Annotated in this window: 23 protein-coding genes and 1 tRNA gene; 2 read left to right on the top strand and 22 right to left on the bottom strand. The window is 64.8% G+C overall.

Translation table 11 applies throughout. From position 1 onward, the window contains the following. Positions 1–566: 566 nt before the first annotated feature. From ACOOFO_RS09110 to ACOOFO_RS09080, 7 genes are all read right to left on the bottom strand, one after another. Positions 567–658, bottom strand: a tRNA-Ser gene (locus tag ACOOFO_RS09110). A 104-nt stretch (positions 659–762) separates the two neighbouring features. Then, complete coding sequence (csrA, locus tag ACOOFO_RS09105; RefSeq protein ID WP_420426470.1) at positions 763–960, bottom strand: carbon storage regulator CsrA; 198 nt, start codon at positions 958–960, stop codon at positions 763–765. Between the two features lie 43 nt (positions 961–1003). Further along, the gene (locus ACOOFO_RS09100; protein ID WP_420426469.1) at positions 1004–2239 is read right to left on the bottom strand and encodes an aspartate kinase; all 1236 of its coding nucleotides are present in this window, start codon (positions 2237–2239) and stop codon (positions 1004–1006) included. A gap of 1 nt (position 2240) precedes the next feature. Further along, positions 2241–4865 (bottom strand): alanine--tRNA ligase, encoded by a 2625-nt coding sequence (alaS, locus tag ACOOFO_RS09095; protein ID WP_420426468.1) that lies wholly within the window; start codon positions 4863–4865, stop codon positions 2241–2243. Positions 4866–4964: 99 nt separating this feature from the next. Then, a complete protein-coding gene (locus ACOOFO_RS09090; RefSeq protein WP_420426467.1) occupies positions 4965–5450 on the bottom strand; it encodes a regulatory protein RecX in 486 nt (161 codons plus the stop codon). Further along, positions 5428–6450: a recombinase RecA gene (gene recA / locus ACOOFO_RS09085; protein ID WP_420426466.1), complete on the bottom strand. Its 1023-nt coding sequence runs from the start codon at positions 6448–6450 to the stop codon at positions 5428–5430. The genes ACOOFO_RS09090 and recA overlap by 23 nt, the downstream gene beginning before the upstream one ends. A gap of 41 nt (positions 6451–6491) precedes the next feature. Then, the gene (locus ACOOFO_RS09080; protein WP_420429706.1) at positions 6492–6989 is read right to left on the bottom strand and encodes a CinA family protein; all 498 of its coding nucleotides are present in this window, start codon (positions 6987–6989) and stop codon (positions 6492–6494) included. 91 nt (positions 6990–7080) lie between these two features. Between ACOOFO_RS09080 and mutS the strand changes: the two genes are divergently transcribed. After that, positions 7081–9630, top strand: a complete 2550-nt coding sequence (gene mutS, locus ACOOFO_RS09075; RefSeq protein ID WP_420426465.1) for a DNA mismatch repair protein MutS — start codon at positions 7081–7083, stop codon at positions 9628–9630. A 32-nt stretch (positions 9631–9662) separates the two neighbouring features. Here the strand turns inward: mutS and ACOOFO_RS09070 are convergent, their stop codons facing one another. From ACOOFO_RS09070 to ACOOFO_RS09055, 4 genes are all read right to left on the bottom strand, one after another. Further along, positions 9663–9899, bottom strand: a complete 237-nt coding sequence (locus ACOOFO_RS09070; protein ID WP_420426464.1) for a DUF2970 domain-containing protein — start codon at positions 9897–9899, stop codon at positions 9663–9665. Between the two features lie 11 nt (positions 9900–9910). Then, entirely contained in the window at positions 9911–10411 is a 501-nt protein-coding gene (locus ACOOFO_RS09065) for a DUF2505 domain-containing protein (protein ID WP_420426463.1), read from the bottom strand. Between the two features lie 76 nt (positions 10412–10487). Further along, entirely contained in the window at positions 10488–11849 is a 1362-nt protein-coding gene (locus tag ACOOFO_RS09060; RefSeq protein ID WP_420426462.1) for a DUF1329 domain-containing protein, read from the bottom strand. Positions 11850–11949: 100 nt separating this feature from the next. Next, positions 11950–13380, bottom strand: a complete 1431-nt coding sequence (locus tag ACOOFO_RS09055; protein WP_420426461.1) for an ABC1 kinase family protein — start codon at positions 13378–13380, stop codon at positions 11950–11952. Positions 13381–13542: 162 nt separating this feature from the next. Here ACOOFO_RS09055 and ACOOFO_RS09050 point away from each other — a divergent pair, with 162 nt between their 5' ends. Then, on the top strand, positions 13543–14007 hold the full coding sequence (locus ACOOFO_RS09050) for a DUF6918 family protein (RefSeq protein WP_420426460.1): 465 nt from the start codon (positions 13543–13545) through the stop codon (positions 14005–14007). Here the strand turns inward: ACOOFO_RS09050 and ACOOFO_RS09045 are convergent. From ACOOFO_RS09045 to ACOOFO_RS08995, 11 genes are all read right to left on the bottom strand, one after another. Beyond that, positions 13995–16556 carry a DUF1329 domain-containing protein gene (locus tag ACOOFO_RS09045; protein ID WP_420426459.1) on the bottom strand — a complete coding sequence of 854 codons (2562 nt, stop codon included), beginning with the start codon at positions 16554–16556 and terminating at the stop codon, positions 13995–13997. The genes ACOOFO_RS09050 and ACOOFO_RS09045 overlap by 13 nt on opposite strands. Beyond that, a complete protein-coding gene (locus ACOOFO_RS09040; RefSeq protein ID WP_420426458.1) occupies positions 16535–17218 on the bottom strand; it encodes an energy transducer TonB in 684 nt (227 codons plus the stop codon). Before ACOOFO_RS09040 ends, ACOOFO_RS09045 begins: the two co-directional genes overlap by 22 nt. Positions 17219–17224: 6 nt before the next feature. Beyond that, on the bottom strand, positions 17225–17629 hold the full coding sequence (locus tag ACOOFO_RS09035; protein ID WP_420426457.1) for an ExbD/TolR family protein: 405 nt from the start codon (positions 17627–17629) through the stop codon (positions 17225–17227). Continuing rightward, on the bottom strand, positions 17626–18180 hold the full coding sequence (locus ACOOFO_RS09030) for a MotA/TolQ/ExbB proton channel family protein (protein ID WP_420426456.1): 555 nt from the start codon (positions 18178–18180) through the stop codon (positions 17626–17628). Before ACOOFO_RS09030 ends, ACOOFO_RS09035 begins: the two co-directional genes overlap by 4 nt. Continuing rightward, positions 18173–19540: a MotA/TolQ/ExbB proton channel family protein gene (locus ACOOFO_RS09025; RefSeq protein WP_420426455.1), complete on the bottom strand. Its 1368-nt coding sequence runs from the start codon at positions 19538–19540 to the stop codon at positions 18173–18175. The genes ACOOFO_RS09030 and ACOOFO_RS09025 overlap by 8 nt, the downstream gene beginning before the upstream one ends. Then, a complete protein-coding gene (locus ACOOFO_RS09020; protein WP_420426454.1) occupies positions 19537–20397 on the bottom strand; it encodes a DUF3450 domain-containing protein in 861 nt (286 codons plus the stop codon). The genes ACOOFO_RS09025 and ACOOFO_RS09020 overlap by 4 nt, the downstream gene beginning before the upstream one ends. Before the next feature lie 38 nt (positions 20398–20435). Further along, positions 20436–21218: an SDR family oxidoreductase gene (locus ACOOFO_RS09015; protein ID WP_420426453.1), complete on the bottom strand. Its 783-nt coding sequence runs from the start codon at positions 21216–21218 to the stop codon at positions 20436–20438. 88 nt (positions 21219–21306) lie between these two features. Further along, positions 21307–21543 carry a DUF2061 domain-containing protein gene (locus ACOOFO_RS09010; RefSeq protein WP_420426452.1) on the bottom strand — a complete coding sequence of 79 codons (237 nt, stop codon included), beginning with the start codon at positions 21541–21543 and terminating at the stop codon, positions 21307–21309. A 107-nt stretch (positions 21544–21650) separates the two neighbouring features. Continuing rightward, entirely contained in the window at positions 21651–22163 is a 513-nt protein-coding gene (gene greB / locus ACOOFO_RS09005; protein ID WP_420426451.1) for a transcription elongation factor GreB, read from the bottom strand. Continuing rightward, a complete protein-coding gene (locus ACOOFO_RS09000; protein ID WP_420426450.1) occupies positions 22160–23005 on the bottom strand; it encodes an SDR family oxidoreductase in 846 nt (281 codons plus the stop codon). The genes greB and ACOOFO_RS09000 overlap by 4 nt, the downstream gene beginning before the upstream one ends. 33 nt (positions 23006–23038) lie before the next feature. Then, the gene (locus ACOOFO_RS08995) at positions 23039–25780 is read right to left on the bottom strand and encodes an efflux RND transporter permease subunit (protein ID WP_420426449.1); all 2742 of its coding nucleotides are present in this window, start codon (positions 25778–25780) and stop codon (positions 23039–23041) included.

Raw genomic sequence — 25780 nt, 5'->3', positions numbered from 1 at the left:
TGCTCACGAGCGGTCCCGCTTCCTCCGTTGCCACCATCAGCGCTGCCTGACGGGCTCTGGCTCGAACCACATCCCACCAGACCAACGATCAAGATGCACAGCGGCCACTGTGCGCGGAAATTGAGAAGCCCCATGCGAGTTGTCCCCGAAAATCGATGGCATTGCCCTGCTGCCCGATTACTAGCGCCAACAGGTCTCTCAAAGGCGCGCAAAGGGGCTCAGGACGTGATGTACGCAGTATGTCGACTCTGGTGATCGCACCCCATCGTGCAAATTACGTAAGGGGCACCTGCTGCTTGAGCCGTCGCCGTCCAGGCCACCTGTCGGTCACGAGAACCGGACGAGAGAGGGACACAATCGAGACAATAGTGAACGCTTATTTGCGCGCTGGGCGACCCGAGCGCAATCTAGTCCTGCTCTCTGAGTCATCTCCTCCCCGTGAGAGCATCCCCCGGCCGCCGCTTTCCCCCGAAGCGGCGGCCACTTTTTTGGGGGAATGGATGACGCCATCCACCCGTTGCATCAACGAAAAAAGGCGCCGAGGCGCCTTTTCTCATTCATCATCTTGGCGGAGAGAGAGGGATTCGAACCCTCGATGGGGTGTTAGCCCCATACTCCCTTAGCAGGGGAGCGCCTTCAGCCACTCGGCCATCTCTCCGTTGTAAAGCGCGCGTCCTTCGCCAAGGCTCTACCACTACGTCGGCGATACGATCACAACGGGCGGTATTGTAGAGATTCCGCGCCCGTCTGTCTTGCAGCGAATCATTCCTGGTGATTTCCGCCCTTGCGCGGTGCTTCTCCATCGCGCAACCGCTCGGCAATTTCCAATCGGTGAATGGTTACGTCCTTGGGGGCATTGATGCCAATGCGTACCTGATTGCCCTTAATGGTCAGCACCGTCACCGAGACATCATCTCCGATCTGCAGTGTTTCTCCCACGCGGCGAGTCAAAATCAACATGGGGCGCGCCCTCCTCCTTTCGTTGTACTGTAAAGCGCGTCCGTCATGCGGTAGGAGCCGCTCCTTCGAGCTCGAAGGCCCGGTGAAGGGTACGTACGGCGAGCTCAAGATACTTCTCGTCAATAACCACCGAAATCTTGATTTCCGACGTCGAGATCATCCGGATATTGATGTTTTCGGCCGCCAAAGCCTTGAACATATCCGATGCAATGCCGGCATGGCTGCGCATACCCACGCCCACCACGCTGACCTTGGCGATGTCACTGTCACCCTTCACGGCCCGCGCGCCGAGTTGCTCGCGAATGGTCTCCACCAAGGCAAGCGCCCGCTTGTAATCGTTCTTGTGGACAGTGAAGGTGAAGTCCGTGGTTGCGTCAGCCCCCACATTCTGCACGATCATGTCCACTTCGATATTCGCCTCGCCGATCGGCCCAAGCACCTTGGCCGCAATACCGGGGCGATCCGGCACGCCCTGAAGGGTGACCTGTGCTTCGTCGCGGTTGAAGGCAATACCTGAAATCAGCGGATCTTCCACGCCGTTCTGCTCCTGATCCAATGTAATGAGCGTGCCTGGACCGTCTTCGAATGTCGACAGAACGCGCAAGGGCACACGGTACTTTCCAGCGAATTCCACCGCCCGGATCTGCAGCACCTTGGATCCGAGGCTGGCCATTTCCAGCATCTCCTCGAAGGTGACGCGCTCAAGTCGGCGGGCCTTCGGCTCAACGCGCGGGTCCGTGGTGTAGACGCCGTCGACGTCGGTATAGATCTGGCACTCATCGGCACCCAGGCCGGCCGCCAGCGCCACGCCGGTGGTGTCCGAGCCGCCGCGGCCAAGGGTGGTGATGTCGCCTAGCGCGTTGACGCCCTGGAATCCGGCCACCACACAGACTTCGCCGCGCGCCAAGGCCGTGTGGATGGCGGTGCCGTCGATCTCGGTGATGCGCGCCTTGCTGTGGACGTCATCGGTACGGATGGGAACCTGCAGACCGAGGAAGGAGCGCGCCGGCACCCCGAGCTCCATCAACGCCATCGCCAGAAGGCCAATGGTGACCTGCTCACCACTGGCTACGATCTGGTCGTACTCGCGCGGATCGGGTTGCTCACTGATCGCCTGCGCCAGGCCGATCAGGCGATTGGTTTCGCCGGACATGGCGGACACCACCACCACGATCTGATCGCCCTTGGCACGCGCCGCGGCCACCTTGCGCGCCACATGCTGGATGCGCTCCACATCTCCGACGGAGGTGCCGCCGTATTTCTGTACGATCAGTGCCATATCAGCTTGTCAGTTGTTCCGAGACCCACGCCGTTACGCTGTCGAGCGCCTGTTGCAGGTGCTCCGGCTGCGGACCGCCCGCCTGCGCCATGTCCGGACGGCCGCCCCCCTTGCCGCCGACCTGGCCAGCGACATGATTGATGAGCTTGCCGGCCTGGATGCGGTCGGTCAGATCCGCCGTCACGCCAGCGGCGAGTACCGCCTTGCCGTCCTTCTCCGCGCCGAGCACGATGACGCCGCTGCCCAACCGCTCCTTGAGCTTGTCGAGCATGCCGCGCATACCGCCGGCATCCTGTCCCTCGATGCGCGCCGCCAGCACCTTGATGCCGTCGATCTCCTGCGCCTGCGTGGCCAGATCCCCGCCCGCGCTCTGGCTGAGCTTGTCGCGCGCCTGCTCGAGCGCACGTTCGGTTTCCCGCGTCTTGGCGAGCAGCGCGTCAAGCTTGTTGATGACGTCGTCGGGCGCCGCCCGCAAGCGTTGAGCCACCGCACCCATTCGCGCCTCCAGCTGCCGCATGGTGGTGATCACGGCATCCCCCGTGATCGCCTCGACACGGCGCACGCCGGCCGACACGCCGCCTTCGTGAATGATGCGGAAGGCGCCGATATCGCCCGTGCGCGACACGTGCGTACCGCCGCAGAGCTCGACCGAATAGTCCCCCAGCGCGAGCACACGGACGGTGTCACCATACTTTTCGCCAAACATGGCAAGGGCACCGCGATCGATGGCCTCCTGGTAGGGGCAGACATCGGTGCGCGCCGGCACGTTCGCCAGAATCTGCGCGTTGACCTCGTCCTCAATACGCTGCAGTTCCTCGTCGGTCACCGGTTGCGGATGCGAGAAGTCAAAACGCAAGCGCTCCGGCGCAACCAGCGAGCCCTTCTGCGCAACATGGGTGCCCAGCACATTGCGCAAGGCGGCATGCAACAGGTGGGTTGCGGAATGATTGCGCACCGTGCGCGCGCGGCGAGCGCCGTCGATCTCGGCCTTGACGACATCCCCGACGCGCAGACGGCCTTCTTCAAGCTGGCCGATATGCCCCGGTGTGCCAGGGCGCAGCGCGCGCGTGTCGCGCACTCGGAAACGCAGACCAGGTGCAAGGATGTGGCCTGTGTCACCCACCTGGCCGCCTGACTCGGCATAGAAGGGCGTGCGATCCAGAAAGACCACCACCTCGTCGTCGCCGGCTTCCAACTGCTCTACCGGCGTCCCCCCGACAATGAGTGCGGTCACGGTGGCGCCATGCTGGCTTTGCTCGTAACCGGTGAATTCGGCGGTGCCCGCCTGCTCCGGCACGGTGTCGTAGCCTGCCGAGAAGCGGCTGGCAGCGCGCGCACGATCCCGCTGCGCCTGCATGTACTGCTCGAAGGCCTCCATGTCCACCGTCATGTCCCGCTCGCGCAGGATGTCGGCGGTCAGGTCCACCGGGAAACCGTGGGTGTCGTACAGGTGGAAGGCGACGTCGCCGGGCAGCTCGCGCATCTTGGGCGTGATGGAGTCGTCGAGCAGGCGCAGGCCGCGGTCCAGCATCTGCGCGAAGGCATCCTCTTCGGCGCGAATGGTTTGCTCCAGCAGCTTCTGCTGGCTTTGCAACTCGCGATAGGCCTCCCCCATGACCTCGCCCAGCGGCGCCACCATGCGATGCAGGAAAGGCTCGCGTGCGCCCAGCTTGTGGCCATGGCGTGCCGCACGCCGGATGATACGGCGCAGGACATAGCCGCGGCCTTCATTGGAAGGCATGACCCCGTCGCAGATCAGAAAGGAAACGGCGCGGATATGATCGGCAATGACCTTGAGCGAGGCGTTGCCATCCTGAGCGACCCCGATAACCTCGGCGGCCGCCGCCATCAGCCGCTGGAAGACATCGGTGTCGTAATTGGAGTGCACCCCCTGCAGTACGGCTGCCAGGCGCTCCAGTCCCATGCCGGTATCCACACTCGGCGCCGGCAACTCGGTGAGCGTCCCGTCGGCGGCGCGGTCGTACTGCATGAAGACCAGATTCCAGATCTCGATGAAGCGGTCGCCATCCTCTTCCGGGGTGCCTGGCGGTCCGCCTGGCACATCGGGACCATGGTCGTAGAAGATCTCACTGCACGGACCACAGGGGCCGGTGTCGCCCATCTGCCAGAAATTGTCGGAGCCGCCTTCCGGCTTGTCGCCGATGCGCAGAATGCGCGTCTCGGGCAGACCGATGACATCGCGCCAGACCGCAAAGGCTTCTTCATCCGTGGCGTAGACCGTGGCCAGCAGCTTGTCGGCCGGCAGTCTCAGCCAATCCGGACTGGTCAGGAACTCCCACGCATAGACAATGGCTTCGCGCTTGAAGTAATCCCCGAAGCTGAAGTTGCCCAGCATTTCGAAGAAGGTGTGGTGCCGTGCGGTATAGCCGACGTTCTCCAGGTCATTGTGCTTGCCGCCGGCGCGAACGCAGCGCTGGCTGCTTGCCGCGCGCTGGTAGTCCCGCTTTTCGCGTCCAAGAAAGACATCCTTGAACTGAACCATGCCGGCATTCGTGAACAGCAGGGTCGGGTCATTGCCCGGCACGAGCGATGCCGAGGGCACAACACGATGGTCGCGCTGCTCGAAGAAGGTCAGGAAACGATGGCGCAGGGTATTGCTATCCATGGGGTCCAGGGCGGACGGCTGAAAGGGCGATATGGTAGCCGATGCAGGCGTCACACCGCCGCCACATCCACCGCGCCTGCAACGATGATCCACCGCGCTTCAGGCGGCTGAATCGTCCTCGTCGGAGATCACCGCGCGCACGATCCGCTCATCAAAACCACGGCCGTGAAGCTTGCGTCGCAGCCGCGCGATCGCCGCGACATCGTCAGCCGGCGCCGCCTGCTTGCGCTGAACCCACTCTTGGGCAATGGCCAGCCAGTCGCAGTCTTCAAGGCGCAGCGCCTCGTCGACGGTGGCTGCGTCCACACCTGCCTGTCCCAGTTCAAAGGCGATGCGGCGCGGACCGTAGCCCTGTCTTGCGCGACTCCGCGTCACGGCCTGGGCATAGCGCAGATCGGATTGCCAGCCCTCGGCAGCAAGTTCGTCGACGGCGCTCTCGACATCCCCAGCTTCCAAGCCCTTGGCAACCAGCTTGCGCTTGAGCTCACGGGCGCCGTGCTCGCGCCGCGTGAGCAATTCCACCGCACGCGCCTTGGCGGAGAGCGGCTCGCGTCGGCCCGACTTACTCGCTCTCGGCTTCCTCACGCTGCTTGCGCTTCGGCAATAACTGATCGCGCAGGGCCGCTTCTATGGTTTCGGCAACGTCCGGGTGCTCGCGCAGGAACTGGCGGGCGTTCTCCTTGCCCTGCCCGATCTTGTCGCCGTTGTAGGCGTACCAGGCGCCCGACTTGTCGATCAGCTTGTGCTCGACGCCGAGTTCGATGAGTTCACCGAGACGGCTGATGCCCTCGTTGAACAGAATTTCGAAATTGGCCTGACGGAACGGGGGCGCCAGCTTGTTCTTGACGACCTTGACGCGGGTCTCGTTGCCCATCGCCTCGTCGCCCTTCTTGATGGTGCCGGTACGGCGGATGTCGAGTCGGACCGAAGAATAGAACTTGAGGGCGTTACCGCCGGTGGTGGTTTCCGGAGAACCGAACATCACACCGATCTTCATGCGGATCTGGTTAATGAAGATCACCATCGTGTTGGTGCGCTTGATGTTGGCCGTCAGCTTGCGCAGCGCCTGACTCATCAGGCGCGCCTGCAGACCCGGCAGGGAATCACCCATCTCGCCTTCGATTTCCTGCTTTGGCGTCAGTGCGGCCACGGAGTCGATGACGACGATATCCACCGCGCCTGAGCGCACCAACATGTCGGCAATCTCCAGCGCCTGCTCGCCGGTGTCGGGCTGCGAGATGAGCAGATCGTCCACCTTGACCCCAAGCTTCTCGGCGTAGCTGGTATCCAGCGCGTGCTCGGCGTCGACGAAGGCCGCCACCCCACCCGCCTTCTGCATCTCGGCAATGGCGTGCAGGGTCAGCGTAGTCTTGCCGGAGGATTCGGGACCATAGATTTCGACCACGCGCCCGCGCGGCAGTCCACCCACGCCAAGCGCGATGTCGAGCGACAGCGACCCGCTGGACACGGTCGCGATATCGCGCGCCGGGTCATCCTGCCCCATGCGCATGACCGCGCCCTTGCCGAACTGCCGCTCGATCTGCGACAGCGCCGCGTCCAGTGCCTTCTTCCGATTTTCGTCCATGGATCCTGCGTCGTGGTTGGGTGGCCCAAAGGGCGATTATTTCATAGCCGTGCGAGCAGACCGGCCAGCGCGTAGGCCACTGAGGATAGGCGCACGGCCTGACGGTCGCCATTAAAGTGGCGGCAGGCTGCATCACACATCCCCGGGCCGGACCAGCCGAACCACACCGTGCCGACCGGCTTGTCAGGCGTGCCGCCCGTAGGACCGGCCACCCCGCTGACGGCAATGCTCCAGTCGGCCGGGCTCCTCCGCCGTGCGCCCTCGGCCATGGCACGCACCACGGCCTCGCTGACCGCGCCGTGACGGTCAATGAGAGCGGCATCCACGCCCAGCATGTCCTGCTTGGCGGCATTGGAGTAGGTCACCATGGCACGCTCAAACCAGGCCGAACTGCCGGCACGATCCGTACAGGCCACGGCGATGGCCCCACCAGTGCAGGATTCCGCCGTGCACAGCCATTGCCCGCGCGCCTCCAGCGTCCCGGCGATGGCCGCCACGTGGGCTTCGATGGACTGCTGGGAGTAGAGGCTTGCGGACATGCCAAAGGCCGTGGAATACAGTCGCCGCATGCTAGCATCGCTGCCCGTTTCAGCCACGGGTGTCGAGGCTTGCCGCGCGCCCGCCCCCCGCATGCCCGAATCCGCCAGCCTGGAAGCGCATACCCCGGTGATGCAGCAGTTTCTGCGCCTCAAGGCGCAGCACCCGCAGCGTCTGCTCTTCTTCCGCATGGGGGATTTCTACGAGCTGTTCTACGACGACGCCAAACGGGCGGCGCGGCTGCTGGCCCTGACCCTCACCCAGCGCGGCGAGTCGGCCGGCGCCCCCATCCCCATGGCCGGTGTGCCGGTACACGCCGCGGAGCAGTACACCGCGCGCCTGCTGCGCATGGGCGAATCCGTGGCGATCGCCGAGCAGATGACCCCGCCGGGCGGCAAGGGGCCGGTCGAGCGCGAGGTGGTTCGCATCCTGACCGCCGGTACCGCCACGGACGAAGCCCTGCTCGACCCGACGCGCACGACACTGCTTGCGAGCCGATGCGTGCTGCCGCGCTCGCAGCAGCAGGGTCTGGCCTGGCTCGACCTCGCCTCGGGCCGCTTTCACTGCCTGCAGAGCGAGGATCCTGCCGTCATCGACGCCGAGCTCGCCCGTCTGCAGCCCGCCGAACTGCTCATGCCGGAGGACGACGCTACGCCGTCCGCCGTCGCCTGGGATGGCATGCACTTCGATCCCACCACTGCCTATCGGCTCTTGTGCGAGCAATTTGCCACGCAGCATCTCAAGGCCTTCGGCTGCGACGAATCTCCGGCCGCCATTGCCGCTGCCGGCGCGCTGCTTGCCTACGTGCGCGAAACGCAGCGCACGGCGTTGCCGCATCTCACCGGCCTGCGCACCGAAGCGCTTGAGCAGTCGCTGCGCATCGACGCGGTCAGTCGCCGCAATCTGGAGATCACCAGCACCTTGTCCGGCGATAGCCGGCACAGCCTGGTCGGTGTGCTGGACACCTGCCGCACCAGCATGGGGAGCCGACTGCTCCGGCACTGGCTGGCCCAGCCACTGCGCGACCGCGATGAACTGACCGAACGTCTCGACACGGTCAGCCGGCTCAGCGACGGCAATCGCGCCGATGGCGTGCGCCAGAGCCTGCGCCAGGTGCACGATATCGAGCGCGTGCTGGCGCGCATCGCGCTCAGGAGTGCCCGCCCGCGCGATATCGCCAGCCTGCAGGGCACCCTCGCCGCGCTGCCCGCGGTGCACGAGGCCCTGCATCCGCTGGACTGCACGCGCCTGCAGCGGATCGCCACCGATCTGGGCCCCTTCCCCACCCTCAGCAGCTGGCTTGACGGTGCGCTGGAAACCAGCCTGCCGCCGCAGGTCAAGGACGGCGGCGTCTTCGCGCAGGGCTACGACGCCGAACTCGACGAGCTGCGCGCGCTCTCCACCAATGCCGACAGCTATCTTGATGACCTGGAGAAGCGCGAACGCGCGCGCACCGGCATCGAAACGCTTCGCCTCGGATACAACCGCGTACACGGCTATTACATCGAAATCTCGCGTGCCCAGGCTGCCCACGCGCCCACCGATTACACGCGGCGCCAGACGCTGAAGAATGCCGAGCGCTACATCACCGAAGAGCTCAAGCGCTTCGAGGATCAGGTGCTCTCGGCGCGGGAACGCGCGCTGGCGCGCGAAAAGCTGCTGTTCGACGCCTTGCTGGATCGCCTGGTGGGCGAGCTTCCGGCCCTGCGCGCCACCGCGCAGGCCCTGGCCGAGCTCGACGTACTGGCCTGCTTCGCCGAGCGCGCCCTTGCCCAGCAATACGTGCGCCCCGAGCTCGATGACGCGCCTGCCCTGCACATCGAGGGCGGTCGGCATCCGGTGGTGGAAGCCATCGCCGAGCATCCCTTCGTGCCCAATGATCTGAGCCTGGATGCAGAGACGCGGATGCAGATCGTGACCGGGCCGAACATGGGTGGCAAATCGACCTATATGCGCCAGGCCGCGCTGATCACGGTGATGGCCCTTGCCGGCTGCTTCGTGCCTGCGCGCGCTGCGCGCATTGGCGATATCCGCCGCATCTTTACCCGCATTGGCGCCGCGGATGATCTTGCCGGCGGCCAGTCCACCTTTATGGTGGAGATGACCGAGACCGCGCATATCCTGCATCACGCCGATGCCCACAGTCTGGTGCTGATGGACGAGATCGGCCGCGGTACCAGCACCTACGACGGCCTTGCGTTGGCGCGCGCCTGCGCCGAGGCGCTGGCTACGCATAACCGCTGCCTGTGTCTCTTTGCCACGCACTACTTCGAACTGACCGAACTGGCCGAAGCACTCGACGGCGTGGGCAACCTGCATCTGGAGGCCGCCGAATACGGCGATCGTTTCGTGCTGCTGCATCAGGTTCGGGAGGGTGCCGCCAGTCGCAGTTTTGGCATCCAGGTGGCGCGTCTGGCCGGCGTACCGCATGGCGTGCTCCAGCGGGCACGACAAGTACTCGACACCCTCGAGTCGGGCGCCGCCGCCGCCGCGACCAGCGCCCCCAGTCCCTCTCCGCAGCTCGGGCTTTTCGAGGCCCGCGATCCACTACGGCCCTTACTGCAAGAGATCGATCCAGACGAGATGACGCCGCGCCAAGCGCTGGATGCCCTCTATCGGCTGAAGCGCGCCGCTGCAGAGTGAAACAGCGTTGAAGCGGGTGCTGACAGCGCTGACTACGCCCCAGCCAGATGCAGTACCAGTTGCACGATTCCGGCGACGGCCAGCACGAAGAGCAGCGTGGCAGCGACGCCGATAATCACGAAATGCAGCGGCTTGCCGCGCGAGAAATCGCGCTTGCGCGCGGCATCGCTTTGCACGCCCAGCATGGCCGCGGCCACGCTCTGCAGCAGCTCCAAGAAACGCAGCGGGCGCTGCGGATCGTCGTTGTCGTTCCCGGTCAGATTGCTCATGGCGGCACAGTCTAGCGGTAGCGCTCCGCCTGTGTGCGGCCGAAGCCGTGGTCCCTCTCCGCCTTGGTGCAGACGTCGTCTGCCACGAATTCCGCCAGCTTTTTGCCCACCAGGGGCACCGGGCAGTCGAAGCGCCACTGCACCGTGTTGATCACCTTGTCGCCGTCCTCACTGAGGGCCATGGCGGCGCTGATGCGCACCGGCGTGCCCTGCAGGTGGATATGCAATCCGCCTCGTGCATCCTCGCTGGACCAGTAATCGGTCTGTTCGACGCGAATCGTGTCCGGAAGGGCGCGCTTGGCCCATCCGGGCAACGGCAATTCGGTGTGTGCCTTGAAACGGGCCAGCACTGCAAAGGACGCGCTTTCGTGCGTCGTTGGTTGGACCTCAATATCCTCCATGCCCAGCGCCTCGTACTTGCGCTGATAGAAGCTCGCATCCGTCAGCATGCGCAGCACGGCGTCCTTGGGTGTATCGAAAACCAGGGTCTGCGTCCGCGTGGTCACCGCCACAATGATTCTCCTTGCATGAAAAAGGCCGCCGGACCAGGGCCCGGCGGCCAAATAAGCATCCGCCTATGGATCGGTCTTAGCGCGAGGTCTTGCGCTGGACCGCGGCGGCCGTGAAGTAGCCGTCGTCATAGGTGACCGTGCTGTCGATCGGCTGGTCTTCCTGCGCCAGAGCGGTCAGGAAGTAGCGACCCGTATTGAGGTGGTAGATCACCTCGGGGCTGGTCGCGCCGGCCAGGATGTTGCGGCTGATGAAGTAATGCCCTTCCTGGAACTGCATCATCTCGCCGCGATGGTCATAGTTGTCGATCATCACGATGTTCCAGCTGTCCTCGTCGATGTAGAGCACCTTCTTGCCGAAAGTGTGACGCAGGTCCGGCTTGTTTTCCGCCTCGACCACCCAGACGCGGTGCAGCTCATACCGCGGCAGCTCCTGGTTCAGGTGACGCGGCTGGGCCAGATCGGCGTACTTGGTGGGCGGGCCGGCAATCTTGTGGCTGTTGTACGGGATGAACATTTCCTTCTTGCCGAGCAGCTTCCAGTTGAAGCGCTCGAGCACGCCGTTGAACATGTCCACCTGATCGTAGAACTGGTGCCCGTCGGTGCCTTCGTAGGGGTTGTCACAGCAAACCGAAGGCGCGCGACGAATGCGGCGCAGACCCGGCGAATACAGCCAGGCACGGCGGCCGGCTTCGCCGGTACCCACCTTCTCGTGCACGAGAATGAAGGTGCCCGCCAGACGTACCGGCGCAACCGTCTCGGACAGATAGCGCAGGTATTCGCCCTGACCGTCCTTGATCGGCACGGGGTCATTGAGGTTGGCGTAGCTGAAGGTCACGTCTTCGACGATCTTGGTGAACTGGTAGTCACCGTTCTGCTGCACGATCATCTGGTTGTTGTAGCGACGTGCGTTGTTCCCGCGCCACTTCAGCTTGTGGTTCCAGACCACTTCGGCACCGGTCTGCGGAATCGGGAACGGAAAACCGACTTCACAGTTGGTGATGTCGTCCGGACCACGGAATTCGCAGGCGGTGGCATTGCGCTTGGTGGCCGCCAGGATCTCTTCCGGCCAGGTCACGATGCGATGGCTCGGATAGATCTTCATCTTGTAGCTGTCGGGATAGCGCTGCAGCAGCAGCTTGTGCCCTTCCGACAGCTTGTCCGCGTACTGATCCATGTTTTCCGCGGTGATGACGAAGCGGGGTTCGTCATCGTCGATCTCGGGGTGGCTTGGATACTCACCCGTCTTGTCGCCCTGCATGGTGGTCGGGTTCCATTCGGGGATGGTTCCGTCCTCGTTGCCCTTCGGGTTGGCACCCACTGGGGTCAGCTCCGTGCCCAGCTTGTTGGCTTCCTCCTGCGACACCGCTGCCAACGCGGGCGCGGAGAGCGCCCACGCAGCGCCCGCTGCGAGTGCGATTGTCAAACGTCGAAGGGTCATGTGTGGTCTCCTACTTTGGGTAAACAGTCGTTCAAGTCTAGCGCATGAACATCGGTAACGCGACTACGAAAATGCCGCAATCGCAGATGCAGTGCATGTTTCAGGCAGCCTCGGGATCCTTGAATCCAAGGGCATCCATGAGCATGCGGCGGCCCTTGAGTTCGGCGCCCAGAGCGCCGCAGGCCATGAAGGTGCCGGCCAGTCGACGGTGCAGAAAGACGATCTCCCGGGGCGGCACGCGAAACCACCGCGACAGCGAATTGCGCGCCGCCTTCTGCGCCGCCCGTGGCAGCAGATCGGAGTCCGCAAAGCGATAGCCGCCCTCGGCATTGAGCAGCTCCGTGCGGGCCAGTGGATCATCCGCATTGCGGAAGGGCTCCATGACCAGCTCGATCAATTCCGCAAAGGCATCCAGGACCTGCTGCGGGTGCTTGGACTCCATCAGCCCGATGGCCTCGGCACCCTCGAAGATATCGCTGCGGGGACCAAAGATGCCGCCCGAAAGAATCTTGCGATAGCCGTCGATGAAACCACGCCCGAAGATGCGCGTCGCGCCGAAGTCCAGCAGCACGATCCGCGGGCTTTCGCCCTCTTCCAGCCGAATGCGGTAATTCCCGAAGTGCGGGTCGGTCTGCACCATCCCCCATGAGAAGAACTCACGCAGGAAAAGTTCCATGAAGGCATAACCAAGGCCATCGCGCGCCGTCTGATCCAGCGCCGCGACATCCTTGTGCTTGACCGGCAGGCCGTGCTCATAGGACAGCGCCAGAATCATGTCGGTGGAATAGTCATCGAAGACTTCCGGCACCACATAGCGCTCGTCACCACTCAGACGACGGCGATACTCCTTGGTGTAGCGCGCCTCGCTGGCGTAGTCGACCTCGCGGTGCAGCATCTCGCGCACTTCATTGAACACCGGCTCAAGATCCAGGCCCTTGGGCGCCAGCCGGGTCATGCTGATGACGCGCTTGAGTGTGCGCACATCGCTTTCGATGGCGTCTCCCACCCCGGGATACTGAATCTTGAGAACGAGCTCGGTGCCATCCGCCTTGATGCGGGCGCGATGCGCCTGACCAAGCGACGCCGCTGCCAGCGGCTCCCGGTCGATCTCGAGCTCCGCCATGCGCGCGCGGCCGAGACCATGCTCCAGCACCGGCTCGATGACAGACCACGATACAGGCGCGGTGTCGTCCTGCAGTCCGGCCAGGACATCCACCGCTTCCGGCGGCAGAAAGTATTGGGCATAGAGCGACAGCATCTGCCCGGCTTTCATGACGCTGCCCTTGAGATTGCCTAGGGCATCCGCCAGCGTTTCCGCCTCGGCGCGATAGAAGGCGCGGCTGGCGTCCTCTCGCCCCGCCTTGTCGCGGAAGAGATTGCTGACGCTGTGCGCGGCAAAGCGCGCCCCCGTCCCCATTCCGAGCCGCGTCATCGCCCAGTTGCGCGCCGCCGGACGGGTGGTCAGGCGGTCCATGCTTGCGCGACGCGGCTTGTCCTCGTCACTCCCCATGCTGCTCGCTTTCCCTGCCATGGATTTCTACGGCGGAGTATGCCCGTAAGCGTGTGATGCCGTGAAAGCGATCACGAGCCCCTTGCCACAGATGGTGCACAGCATGCTCCGCGGCCGTCGGGCGCTCGCCTCACGACGGTAATCAGGCTAGCATCGTGCGCCCATTCATCCTGTGTGTGCCCCATGACGCCGTTTCGCGAGTGCATTGAGCAGAGTCCGCGCCACGATCAGGTGATCCGCGATTGTGCGGTGCTGATTGAGTCCTTTCTGACCAACGCCGGTGGGGTACGCGGCTTCGCACTGCGCTCTGCGGTGCAGACTGCCCAGCGCAAGCGCCCGGACCTGCTCGAAACCGCATCCCGGCGCGTATTGCCCGAGTGTCTGGACGCCCTCGATCCGATCTATCAGATCTGGGATGTGGATACGCATGAGGACTTCGCGGTACATCTGGTGGATATCCACGGCAACCGCGCCCAGCAGGCCATCATCGCGGTCATCGACCGACGGGCACAGGCGTCGAATCACCGCATGGTGCAATCCATCTACGGACGCATGCGTGATTCTGCGCACCGCGATGTCGAGCGCGTCCTCCCCGACTTCGGCCGCCTGCTCGCGGACGAACTCGCCTTGCAGACTCAGCGCGCGTAGCGCGCCTTGACCCGCGACGGCAGATAGTCGCCGGCGCTGATGCCGGGCACGTCGTACTGCGGTGGCTCGGTGTGCCCCACCATGCGGTTGATGAAGTAACGCCCGTCCGGAAAGTTGTAGGTCACGACCGGCATGGCGTTCGCGGCCTGCACGTTGTACAGCGGCACCAGATGCCCTTCCTGGAAGCGCCAGAGGTTGCCTTCCTCGTCGTAATTCTCCACCAACACCACGTTCCAGCTGTCCTCGTCGATGTAGAAGATGCGCTTGCCGAAGCTGTGCGACTTGCCAGGACGTTCGGTGGCCTCGACCACCCACACGCGGTGCCGCTCATAGCGCATGGCTGACGGGTCCGGGTGCTTTCCCTGCAGCAGACGGGACTGTTCCACCGTTCCGTTGATCAGCCCGAAGTTGTTGTAGGGCACGATCAATTGGCGCTTGCCGATCAGACGCCAGTTGTAGCGATCGAAGGCGCCGTTGTACATATCGATCATGTCGACAAAGTAAATGCCGCCGGAGCCTGGGAAGGGCTGGTCGTAGCCCACTGGCGGTATCCGGAAGAGGCGATTGGCGCGCTCGGGGAGCACCCAGAGCGCCCGCCCCTTGTCGGCGGCATTGGCCGTCTCGTGCACCAGTGCCAGGAAATCCACGCCGGTGGGATCGCGCGCGAACCAGCTCAGGTAATACAGCAGGATATTCTGCTGGTCGATGTCGACCGGGTCTTCCAGATTGGCGTAGCGGAAATAGACCCGCTCGGTCTGGAACAGCCGGCGCTCGATATCCCCGTCCGGCTGCACAACCGCCTGCTCGCTGCGCGCCATCACCGAGTCCCCCCGGTAGCGCACGCGATGATTCCACATCGCCTCCACGCCCGAGTCGGGCTTGCGGAAGGGGAAACCAAGGAAGGCGCCGGACAGTGAATCCGATCCGATCAGGCGTGCACGCTCGGCATTGTCGCGCGTCGCCTTGTAGATCCGCTCCGGGTAGGACACGCTGCGGCGCGTCGGATACAGCGGCATGCGGTAACTGGCATAGCGCTGCAGCAGCGCCTTGTGGCCATCGCTGAGATAGGCGCTGTACTGCGCCATATTGTCAGCGGTGATGGTTGCCTTGGGCTGATCGGTGGCAAAGGGGTCCACCAGCTGCTCGCCTTCGGCATAGCCCTCCGGCCACTGATCGGGCGTGATGCCGCCGGTCCACGCGGGAATGACGCCATCGGCGCTGGGCCCCGCCTCGGCACCCACCGGCGTCAGGCCGCCGGCACCACGCGTACCGGCGACGGCCTGCGCTTCCCCCTCCAGCGTGATGGCTTTACCCAAGACCGCGCGCTCCAACTCGGCCCGTGCATCGCCCTGTCGTTCGGCGCGGCGGGCGCGGGCCTGCATCGCCTGTTCGCGCGCACGCCCGCTTTCCAGATATTCCACCCAATCGTTGGCCAGCTTGGCGTGGGCCTCGATCTGCGAGGCCTGTTTGAAGGCCTTCAATGCGCCTTCCACATCGGCCTGCTGATAGCGACTGACCGCCAGCGCCATCAGCGCCTCGCCGTTGCCGGGCCGCGCCTGCAGCGCCCGTTCAAAGGCCTGGGCCGCCTGACCGTAGGCCTCCTGGTCCATATACAGCTGTCCCAGCTGCATCAGCAGACCGACATCGGTCGTGCGCGCCAGCACATCCTTTATGGCGTTGATTGCGGGCGCGGTTTCGCGCGCGGCCAACCAGTAGCTGGCGCGCTCGCGCAACACCGTCAACGACCGGTCAACCGCACCGGACTCCAGCCAGTCCTCGAGTTGGGTGGCGGCGTAATACGGCGCGCCGATCTGCGCCATCAAGCCCACCAGCTGCCGACGCTGCTCCGGCGTGGACACGAAACCAAGTCGCGCCGCCACTTCGAGCGCAGCCTGCGCGTCGCGGTTGTCGCCATTCTTGCGGTGCAGCGCCACCGCCTGCCGCCAGTAGTCCCCCTCACGCGGATTACGTACCAGCAGACGATCGACCGTGCGCGCCGCATCCTGCGTCCGCTTCAGCTCGATCTGCGCCGCGAGCAGCGCGCGCAGCCAGTTCTCCTCGGGCTCGGGGCTTTCGCGCACCGCCTGCTCGAGTAACGGCAGGCCCTGCCTAAAGCGCTTCTTGGCGACATAGGCCGAGCCCAGCGCCGCGCGTTGGGCTGGCGAGGCGTCGCGATTGCCGCGGACGCTGTCTTCCAGGCCGCGGATGATGGCATCCGGATCGCCGGAGGCGACCAGCAGCTTGGAGAGGTCAGACTCCATGGCCTGCTGCGCCTGTGGCGACAGGGCATTCTGCTGGATGGCCCGCCCGAGGTAGTCCGCCGCCTTGTCGAATTGCTTGTTGCTGGCGGCACGGCCGGCCATCTCGCGCAGCAGCAAGGCGCGCTCATACGCTGAGTCCGCCTGCTGCAGCAACTGCTCCGGATTCTTCGGTGCCTGATCGCGCGGCACTTCGTCCAGTACGCGCACTTCGGAACGGTACTGCTGCGCCTGCAGCGGCGCACAGGCCAGGCAGCCGAGCAGTGCGATCAGCGGTAGTCGTAGGCGCATTCCGCCGGATCCATTTCGATGCGTTGCTTGACTTCGCGCGCACGCGACCCCTGCTCATAAATCCAGTTGGAAACCGACCGGATGGCGGTCGTCTCGTAGACACCTTTGGGTTCGGCGTCGATGATGCGCACGTCGCGCACGCGCCCGTTCGGCATGACGGTGAAGATCACCTCGACCCAGCCCTTGATCTCCTGCTCGCAGGCCCACTCCGGCATCATCGGCCGCGCCGTCGACAGCGGGATCAGCTCCCTGCCCTCAAAGCCGCGTCCGCTGCCGTAACCACCCCCACCGCCGCTGCCGGTGCCTCCGGCAAAACCGCCGAACTGGCCGTCCGACAGCGACTGACCACCGCTGAAATCGAGCGGTGCCGCCACATTGCTGATCGATGGCGCAGTGGGCGTAGGCACGCTGAAGGACGGCAGATCCGGCCGCTGCATGGCCGGCGGCGCGGGGGGCGGCGGAGGCGGGCTGGATTCCGTGGCCGAATTGGCACTCGGCGACTCCGGCTCCTCCTTCTCCACCTTGACGATATTGATGCCGGGCAACTCCTCGCGCTCGACGCGCACGACCTCGCCGGGCTCGATCATCCATTGCATGAGCCAGAACAGCGCCACGACGATGAGCAGGGCCAGTGGCAGCAGAATGCTGAGACGCAGGGTCATGGGCGCTTAGGGCACCTCGGCCGCCACCGACACATTGCGCGCTCCCGCCAGTCGCGCCTGATCCATGACCTGCACCATGATGCCGGCACCGGCCTCCTTGTCCGCCTGGACCACGACCGTGGCATCCGGACTCTGGCCCTTGAGGCGCTCGATCTCCGCGCGCAGTCCGTTGATGCCCACCTGTCGGCCATCGATGTAGATCTCGTTCTCGGAGGAAATCGCGACCAGGATGGTCTGCTCGTCCATGCGCTCCGCCGTCTGCGCACTGGGGCGATTGACGTTGATGCCGGCCTCGCGCACGAAGGTGGTCGTGACGATGAAGAAGATCAGCATGATGAAGACCACATCGAGCATCGGCGTAAGGTCGATGCCTGAATCCTCGGTCGGCTGGGTGTGACGGCGCATCTTCATGCCGTACCCCGCGTATCGAGCCGGTCGGCGATGCGATCGGTCGCCTGCCGCACCCGCGCGCTGAAGCGGTAGAGCGGGAACAGACCGGAAATTCCCACCACCATGCCCGCCATGGTGGGAATGGTGGCACGCGATACCCCGGCCGCCATGGCCTCGGCGTCGCCGGTACCGACCAGGGCGACGACGTCAAAGACCGCGATCATGCCGGTCACGGTGCCCAGCAGTCCGAGCAGCGGGCAGGCCGCGATCAGGGTCTGGATCAGCGGCAGCGTGGAGGACAGCTTGGCGTGCACGCGACGGATCATCGCCTCGCGTACGCGACGCGCACTCCAGCTTCGCCGATTGCTGCGCCGGCGCCATTCCGCGAGCACATGCTGTTCCATGCGCGGGAAGACAAAGCGCAGATAGAACCAGCGCTCCAGAATCAGCACCCACAGGATCAATCCGGCCGCACCGACCAACAGCAGCACCGGCCCGCCGGCATTGAGGAAATCCACCACCGCCGCCAGCGGCCCGCTGCCGGCCAGGCGCCAGAGCACGGCCTCAAGCATGCGCGTCGCCCTCCAGCCGCTGTGCCAGCACCAGCGCGGATTCCTCGTCCAGTGTCTGCACCAACGCACGCGACCGCGCGCCGAGCAGGGAATTCAGGAACAACAGCGGAATCGCCACGCACAGGCCGAGCACGGTGGTAACCAGCGCCTGCGAAATGCCACCGGCCATCAATTTGGGATCGCCCGTACCGAAGAGAGTGATCGACTGGAAGGTCAGGATCATGCCCGTGACGGTGCCCAGAAGTCCCATCAGCGGCGCCACCGCCACGAAGAGCTTGAGCAGCGACTGGAAACGCTCCAGTCGCGGCGTTTCCTTGACGACCGCCTCGGACAGATGCAACTCGAGCAATTCGGCATCCTCGCGCCCGTGCTCCTGCGACACGACACCCAGTACCCGGCCCAGCGGATTGTCGGCCGATGGCTGGTCGGTGGCCTTCAGCTGCTTGCGCACGCGACCACCAATGACGCTCAGATAGCCCAGCTGCAGCAGCGCCAGGATCAAGCCAACCGCGCCGATGCCAAGAATGGTGTAACCGACCAGCCCACCCTGCGCGATGCGCTCAGCCACATCCGGCTTTTCGGCCTCCACCTCGAGCAGGCGTCCGCGCGAAGGGTCGATCAGCGCCGGCAGCAGCGTCCCGGCTTCGGCCTCTATGAAGTCCTCCGCCGCCGAGGTGAAGCGTCCGCCCGGTTGGCTGGGCAGCAGTTGCGCCACCGTGCCGCCCTCGGGCAGCAGCACATAGCCGTCCTCGCTGAAGGCACTGAAGGCGCCCACCCGCATCAGCTCGGCCTGACGCCGATTGCCGAGTACGGTGGTGATCGGCGCCTCGAAACGTGCCACCTGCCCGGTCGCGGTCATGTCCTCGACCAGCAAGAACCAGAGCTGCTCGAGCTGGGTCAGCGTTGGCAATTGCGGGTTATCCGCGATGGCCGACAGCTTGTCGAGGCGTTCCGGGTACTGTGCCGTCACCGGCGAGGTCCGCGCGGCGGCGCGAAGATCTCCGGCTGTGCTGCGCGCAGCCGTGTAGGCCCGGCCCAGGTCCGCGCTGGCCTCGTTGAGCTTTTCCTTGAGCGCGTTGATGCGTGCCTGCCCGGCCTCGAATTCCTCCCGAACCCGTTCGGCACGTGCGCGCGCCGCATTGCGTTCGCGCCGCGCTTCCTCGAGCAGCGCCTTGCGTTCGTTGCGCTGCTGCAGAAAGCGCTGCTCGCGCTCTCGGTTGATGCGCTGCTGCTCGCGCCCCGACTCGCGGATCTGCTGCAGCAGGCTCTCCATGTCCTGCGCATGCGCGGGCGCGGGCGCCATCAGCGTCAGCCCAAGCACACCTAACGCGACCAGGACGCCGCCGAGACGCTGCTTCATGGCGTGTCCTCCCCGTTGTCGTCGGCACCTTCGGCATCGCCGTCGGCCGCCTCCTCGGACAGTGATACCGCGCGCGGCTGCGCCTGCTCCGGTCGCTCGACGGGTACTTGCACCGGCAAGAGCATCAGTTCCGGCGCGATGGTCTCGCGCGACATGCGCAGGCCGGTCCGTACCGTGGGAGCAAAGTGACCGGGCAAGGCCTCCCAGGCTTCCTGTTGGGCATTCCAGCGCTTGACCTCGCTGCCATCCAGCGACAGGGCATAGAGCGCCACCCGCCCGATCCGCAGCAGGTCGTGCACGCGGCCCTCGATTTCGGCGCGTTCATGACCGATGCCCCGACCGTAGTCGGATTCCTTGGCGTAGGCTTCGAGCACCTTCTGGTAGCGGTCGGCCACCGATACCGACGGGTCGCCCAGGGCATCGCGCAGCGCTTCGACCCGCTTGCTGCGCTCCTCCTGCAGGAACGGCAGATCGAGGGCAATGAAGCGCTCCAGCGCATCCACCATGCGCAGCATCAGCGGCATGATCTCGCGCTCGGTGATCTGCAGCTCATCGAGCTGCGCCTGCAGCGAGTCGAGTTCGTCGCCCTGCTGGTCGATCAGCTCCTGCAACTGCTCGGCATAGACATTGAGCTGCTGGGTCTCCCAGACCACGGCGCGATACGCCTGCAGCGCCTCACGGGTGGCGTCATCGAGCTGATCAATGCGGTCCTGTGAGCGCGCATCGACACGCCTTTGCTGTTTGGTGGTGTCGACTGCGTCACCGGCATCCTGGGCCAGCGCCGCGAGCGGCGAAGTCAGAAAGAGCGCGCCCGCCAGGAGCAAGGCGACGTTGCGTCGTAGAGAAAGCGTCATCATGGATATCAGCGCAGAAGTTGAGGCGTTGAGGGGCGGCCTTAGTAACCGGCGACCCAACGCATGGCCAGTCGATTGATCCAGGTCGGCATCCATCGCGTCAGATGGACAAAAAAGAATCCTTGCAAGCCCACGGTCCAGTGCAACTGCGGCCACCAGTGCGGCGCCGCGCAGGCTCGCGCGATGGTGCCGGCAACGTCTTCCGGCGTCAGTCGCACCCCAAGGCGGTCAATGGTGCGCTGAGGGCCGATCTCGGTCACCATGGCCGTCTGCACGAAGAGTGGCCAGACCGCCCGCACGCGGATCCCGTGTCGGTGCCATTCGGCATCCAGCGCCTCGGTGAAGGCGCTGACGGCGTGCTTGGTCGCGGAGTACACCGCATAGCCGGGGGTGCCATAGGCGGCCGAAGCGGAAGCCATATTGATCAAGCGCGCACCCGGAGTGCCGGCAAGATAGGGAAAGGCCGCCTTCGCCACTGTCACCACGCCACTCACATTGACGTCGACCACCGCGCGATAGCGTGCAATGTCTCCTTCCTCGAAGGGCCCAGCCGCGACCAGCCCAGCGTTATTGATCAGGACATCCAGACGCCCGCCCGTTTCCGCCATGAAGGCTTCGATGGCCGCGTCCACCGCTTGGGGATCACACACGTCGGCGCAGTGGGTCCAGACATTGCCGTCGCCGTATTCGTTGCGCAGCGCCTCCAGTTGCGCCGGGTCCCGATCGATGGCGCCGACCTGCCAGCCGTCTGCGATAAAGCGCGCGGCGGCGGCGCGGCCAATGCCCGCGGCACCTCCGGTGATGAGCACGCTGTGATGCGGCACGTGTGTCTCCTTCTTGGTATGCCGCAAGCCTAGCATCCGCGCTCAGGCGCGCAAGCGGAAAGCCCTCGTCCTGATGGACGAGTCCTGCTTATCCGTGTGCACCCAAAGGCGATGCCGCCATCCCTGGCTTAGCGTCGTCGTCGCGCCCGATCGCGCGCCGCCCCCAGCGTGCCCACGCCTTCTCATGCATGGCGTAGGCAATCGTGTTGCACGCGGGCTCCACCAAGGCCACGGCGCCGCCCGCGAGCCAGTTGCCCGTCATCAGGTACACCACGGTGAAAGCCACCGTCATGTGCACCAAGGCAAAAGTGAAGGTCTTGATCATCGCGCCACTCCGTGTATGAAAGCCACGGATCATAACGATTCGCATTCGCTTTCTATAGCGCGATCATTCAATGCACTGGATAGTGTCGCGCTATGCCTCGCGCCCGCTTATGGCACGGCCACATCTGGATAACGGATCGCCAATACTTCGAGCTCCTGCTCGCCCTGCGGGCCGCGAAAGACAATCACATCCCCTACCCGCGCCCCAATCAACGCGCGCGGTAGCGGTGCGTCTACCGACACACGGCCGGTCCCGGCTTCGGCCTCGTCCGCGCCGACAATGCGCAGTTGACGTTCCTCGTCATCATCAACGAGCAACTGCACTTCGGCGCCGAAGTACACCCGCCCGGGATCGTCGGGCGCGGGCGGGACCTTCAGACTGGGGATGCGGCGTTGCAGATAGCGCACCCGGCGGTCGATCTCGCCGAGTTCCTTCTTGCGATACTGATATTCGGCATTCTCGGAGCGGTCGCCCTCTGCCGCGGCCGCCGCCAGGGCCTTGACCACCTCTGGCCTACGCTCGCGCCAGAGATGATCGTATTCGCGCTGCAGACGCGCGTAGCCCTCCGCGGTGACGTAGCACGACGCCCGTTCTCCCGAAGGTGGACGCCAGCGGCTCATGTCACCTTGGGCAGATCATCTGGCACAAAGAAGTCCGGCATCAGCTCCTCTTCCGCCACATCGCTGCGACGATAGATCGAAAAATCGCGCACGCCTGCCTCGTGCAATACAACATCATCAATGCAGAAATGCCCCGTAAAGGAACGGCTCTCCTTGCACAGAATGACGTGGGCGGCGTCTGCCATGATTTCCGGCGCGCGCGAGCGTCGCGCCAGGCTATCCCCACCAAGCATCTCGATGGCAGCGGTGGCAATACCCGTCCGTGGCCACAGCGAATTAGCGGCAATCCCATCGGCGCGGAATTCCTCCGCCCAGGCCAGGGTGCACAGGCTCATGCCGTACTTGGCCATTGAATAGGCCACATGCGGCGCAAACCATTTCGGCCGCATGTCCAGGGGCGGCGACAGCGTCAGGATGTGCGGATTATCTGAACGGCGCAGGTGCGGAATGCATTTCTGGCCACAGAGATAAGTCCCCCGCGCATTGATCTGATTCATCAGGTCGTAGCGCTTCATGTCAGTCTGCAGCGTGCCGGTCAGCGAGATCGCGCTGGCGTTGTTGACGAGGATATCGATACCACCGAAGGTTTCGACCGTCTTGGCCACTGCCGCACTCACCTGGGCTTCATCGCGGATATCACAGACCAGCGGCAGCGCCTGGCCGCCCGCCTCGCGGATCTGCTCGGCGGCGGTGTGGATCGTCCCCGCGAGCTTCGGATGGGGTTGATCCGTCTTGGCCGCGATGACCACGTTGGCGCCGTCGCGCGCGGCACGCAGGGCGATGGCCAGTCCGATCCCTCGACTGCCGCCCGATATGAACAGTGTTTGATGCGCCAGACTCATGGTGTCTCCTTATGGTGTGGATGATGGCGCCGCTCAGCGCAGCATGGCGGTGGCATGGGCCAGGCGCTCGGCCTGGATCCGGTTGAGATTGCGCAGAACCAGCGCGGCAATGCGCGGGTGACGGCGCCGCAGACGCTCCAGATCGTTGGCGTCGAAGCGCAGGATGCGCGTTTCACCCTTGGCCGTCACGGTGGCGGTGCGCTTCTGGCCGAAATAGCCGGCTTCGCCCAAGGTCGCGCCCCGAAACAGACAATTGAGAATCTTGCGCTGTCCGTTACGCGCGACCCAAACCTCGAGCTGACCATCGACCACCACGCAAATGTCGGCCGAGACCTCACCCTCGCGCATGATGTCTGCGCCGGCCGGCACCTTCTCGTAGCGCGCGGTAAGTGCGAACAAGCGGGCCTGACGATTGCTCAAGCCAGTCAGTAGCGGCACGGTGTACTGCGGTGATTGGCCGAGATCGACGCGCAGCAGGTCCCACAGCGTGACGATACGCACCATCGATCCGAGCGCGGGCGTGATGAAGATGTCGGTCAGCCAGGCCACGAACAGCGCCAGGGCCGCGAGCAGGCCGAACTCGGCATGCGAGGACAGCGGTGATAGCGCAAAGACGCCGAAACTGAGGCACAGCGCTGCCGTGGTCAGGGTCACCGGGCGCAGGATGGTGCCCAGCGCATGGCTGACCGCTGCGCCTTCGCTGCCGCGCGCGCGGGCCTCGGCATTGAAGCGGGCCAGAAAATGAATGGTGTCGTCCACCGCCACGCCGATGACCAGACAGGCCACCAGGCTGGTTGCCGGGTTCAGGCCGATGCCGGTGATGCCGAGCAGACCGAAGTAGACCGACACCGGCAGCAAATTGGGCAGCATCGCGATCAAGGCCGCCCGCATCGACAGGAACAGCGCCAGCAGCACCAGGAAGATGGCCACCAGCGCCGCACCCACTGATAGCCACTGCCGGTCGACAATCCGGTCCACGGTGTAGGCAGCCATCACGGGTGTTCCGGTCACCGATGCCTTCAAGGCCGGCGGCAACGCATTCAGCTGGCGCTCCATGCGCTGGGCGAGATCGCGGATGCGCGAGGAATGATCCACCGTGATGCGGATCGTCAGGCGTGCGTGGCGCTGGCGCGGATCAATGAGCCCGCGCACCGCATCGGTACCGCCAAAGTTGACCAGTTGGCGCGCCAGCCGGGCGGATTCGGGATAGACAAGCTCTCCGCCCACCTCCGGTTGCATGGCGGCGTTGAGTACCTTGACATGATCCACGTAACTCGCCACGGCGCCAATTTCCGGTTGCGATCGGGCCCATTGCACGAAATCGTCCACTGCCGTGGCCACGCCCGGATCCAGCAACACATGGTCGAGCGGTGTTTCGAGCAGCACCGAGATGGTGGCCGCACCACCCAGTTCCTGGTTGATGCGGTTGTAGTCGACCCGCACCGGTGCGTCGCTAGCGAAGTTCTCCACATAGGCAGAGCCCGGCTCCACCTTCTGGGCCATGACCAGCCCCAGCACGACGATCACCGCACCGAGCACGACCAGGTGACGGCGCCAACGGATATCGAACCAGGCCAGTCCGCGCGCCGCCATATTGGCGATACCTTCTCCTGGCAGTTGCTGCTGGCCGATGTGCGAGCCCATCAACAGCAGCAGCGCAGGCAGGTAGCTGACGCTCAGGATGGTGAGCGATACCACACCGGTGACGCTGAGCAGTGCGAATTCACGCACCGCTGGCAGCGGCGAGAGCGCCAATGCCGCCAGACCGATAGACGTTGTCAGGCCATTGAGCAGCAGCGGCACTGCCACTCCGGCCACCGCGCGTCGGGCGAGCGTGGTGTCTTCACCCACTGCGTGCCGCAACCATTCGGACACCATGTGAATGCTGAACATGATGCCGAAGGCCACCACCACCGGCGGTGCGATCGCCGTCACCATGTTCAGCGACAGACCCGCCACCGCGCCTACCGCCCACATCACGAGCAGCGACACGCCGATGCTCATCGAGCCGAGCACGACGACCAGCGTGCTGCGGAAAGAAATGGCAAGCAGCGCCACCACCAGCAGAACCGCGACCGGCAGTGTCCGGATGAGTCCCGTCCACACGGCGTCGCTGGTCGCGGCGCTGATCAGGGCATTGCCGGTGACCGCCGGCTCACTGAAGCCGGGCGTATCGCGCAGGATGTCGCTGATGCGGGCCGCCAAAGCGACCACGTCGACGCCCACGGCCGCGCCATCGGCGTCGCTCGCACCCGGCGTGATCACAAAGGCCGCGGTATCGGTCGCCGCGTTGAACAACACGCCGGCGATCATGGGATTGCGCGCTGCACTCTCGCGGACCCGTTGCAGCTGATCGGGATTGCGTGCCAGCTGCTGCGTCACCGAACCCACGTCGAGCGTTGGGTCATCAGGTTCGTTGAACAGAAGATTGGGCGCCGAAGCCAAGGACGTGACAGAAGCCACCCCCGGAAGCTGCTCGATCTGCGTGTGCGCGGATTCAATGGCGCGCAGCGTATCGGCTTCGAACAGAGGTTCTGCATGCACGATGGCGAGCATCGGCTCGGACGCGCCAAAGTACTGCTCGAGGCGCTCCATCACGCGCCCTTCTTCGGATTCACTAGGGATCAAGGCCTCGAATGAGGCATCCACCCGCAGCAGCGGCCCGCCCTCTTCACGCTGGAGCACGATGGTCAGGGCGGCAAGCGCGCTCACCAGCGTCGCCACCGCAATGACCACACGCGGTCGCGACAGCAGGGCGTTCAGCCACCGCATCAT

This window comes from Algiphilus sp. (genome assembly GCF_965216485.1).
In the GTDB taxonomy this organism is placed as follows: Bacteria; Pseudomonadota; Gammaproteobacteria; order Nevskiales; family Nevskiaceae; genus Algiphilus.
This window is presented reverse-complemented; position numbering and strand designations above follow the sequence as displayed.

Excerpts from the sequence above, each read along its gene's own strand:
- ACOOFO_RS09030 (WP_420426456.1), bottom strand. The coding sequence starts at position 18,180 with ATGCTTGAGGCCGTGCTCTGGCGCCTGGCCGGCAGCGGGCCGCTGGCG.
- greB (WP_420426451.1), bottom strand. The coding sequence starts at position 22,163 with ATGAGCCGCTGGCGTCCACCTTCGGGAGAACGGGCGTCGTGCTACGTC.
- ACOOFO_RS09040 (WP_420426458.1), bottom strand. The coding sequence starts at position 17,218 with ATGACCCTGCGTCTCAGCATTCTGCTGCCACTGGCCCTGCTCATCGTC.
- ACOOFO_RS09070 (WP_420426464.1), bottom strand. The coding sequence starts at position 9,899 with ATGAGCAATCTGACCGGGAACGACAACGACGATCCGCAGCGCCCGCTG.
- ACOOFO_RS09060 (WP_420426462.1), bottom strand. The coding sequence starts at position 11,849 with ATGACCCTTCGACGTTTGACAATCGCACTCGCAGCGGGCGCTGCGTGG.
- ACOOFO_RS09050 (WP_420426460.1), top strand. The coding sequence starts at position 13,543 with ATGACGCCGTTTCGCGAGTGCATTGAGCAGAGTCCGCGCCACGATCAG.
- ACOOFO_RS09020 (WP_420426454.1), bottom strand. The coding sequence starts at position 20,397 with ATGATGACGCTTTCTCTACGACGCAACGTCGCCTTGCTCCTGGCGGGC.
- recA (WP_420426466.1), bottom strand. The coding sequence starts at position 6,450 with ATGGACGAAAATCGGAAGAAGGCACTGGACGCGGCGCTGTCGCAGATC.
- csrA (WP_420426470.1), bottom strand. The coding sequence starts at position 960 with ATGTTGATTTTGACTCGCCGCGTGGGAGAAACACTGCAGATCGGAGAT.
- alaS (WP_420426468.1), bottom strand. The coding sequence starts at position 4,865 with ATGGATAGCAATACCCTGCGCCATCGTTTCCTGACCTTCTTCGAGCAG.
- ACOOFO_RS08995 (WP_420426449.1), bottom strand. The coding sequence starts at position 25,780 with ATGATGCGGTGGCTGAACGCCCTGCTGTCGCGACCGCGTGTGGTCATT.
- mutS (WP_420426465.1), top strand. The coding sequence starts at position 7,081 with ATGCCCGAATCCGCCAGCCTGGAAGCGCATACCCCGGTGATGCAGCAG.
- ACOOFO_RS09100 (WP_420426469.1), bottom strand. The coding sequence starts at position 2,239 with ATGGCACTGATCGTACAGAAATACGGCGGCACCTCCGTCGGAGATGTG.
- ACOOFO_RS09000 (WP_420426450.1), bottom strand. The coding sequence starts at position 23,005 with ATGAGTCTGGCGCATCAAACACTGTTCATATCGGGCGGCAGTCGAGGG.
- ACOOFO_RS09025 (WP_420426455.1), bottom strand. The coding sequence starts at position 19,540 with ATGAAGCAGCGTCTCGGCGGCGTCCTGGTCGCGTTAGGTGTGCTTGGG.
- ACOOFO_RS09035 (WP_420426457.1), bottom strand. The coding sequence starts at position 17,629 with ATGAAGATGCGCCGTCACACCCAGCCGACCGAGGATTCAGGCATCGAC.
- ACOOFO_RS09010 (WP_420426452.1), bottom strand. The coding sequence starts at position 21,543 with ATGATCAAGACCTTCACTTTTGCCTTGGTGCACATGACGGTGGCTTTC.
- ACOOFO_RS09055 (WP_420426461.1), bottom strand. The coding sequence starts at position 13,380 with ATGGCAGGGAAAGCGAGCAGCATGGGGAGTGACGAGGACAAGCCGCGT.
- ACOOFO_RS09080 (WP_420429706.1), bottom strand. The coding sequence starts at position 6,989 with ATGTCCGCAAGCCTCTACTCCCAGCAGTCCATCGAAGCCCACGTGGCG.
- ACOOFO_RS09045 (WP_420426459.1), bottom strand. The coding sequence starts at position 16,556 with ATGCGCCTACGACTACCGCTGATCGCACTGCTCGGCTGCCTGGCCTGT.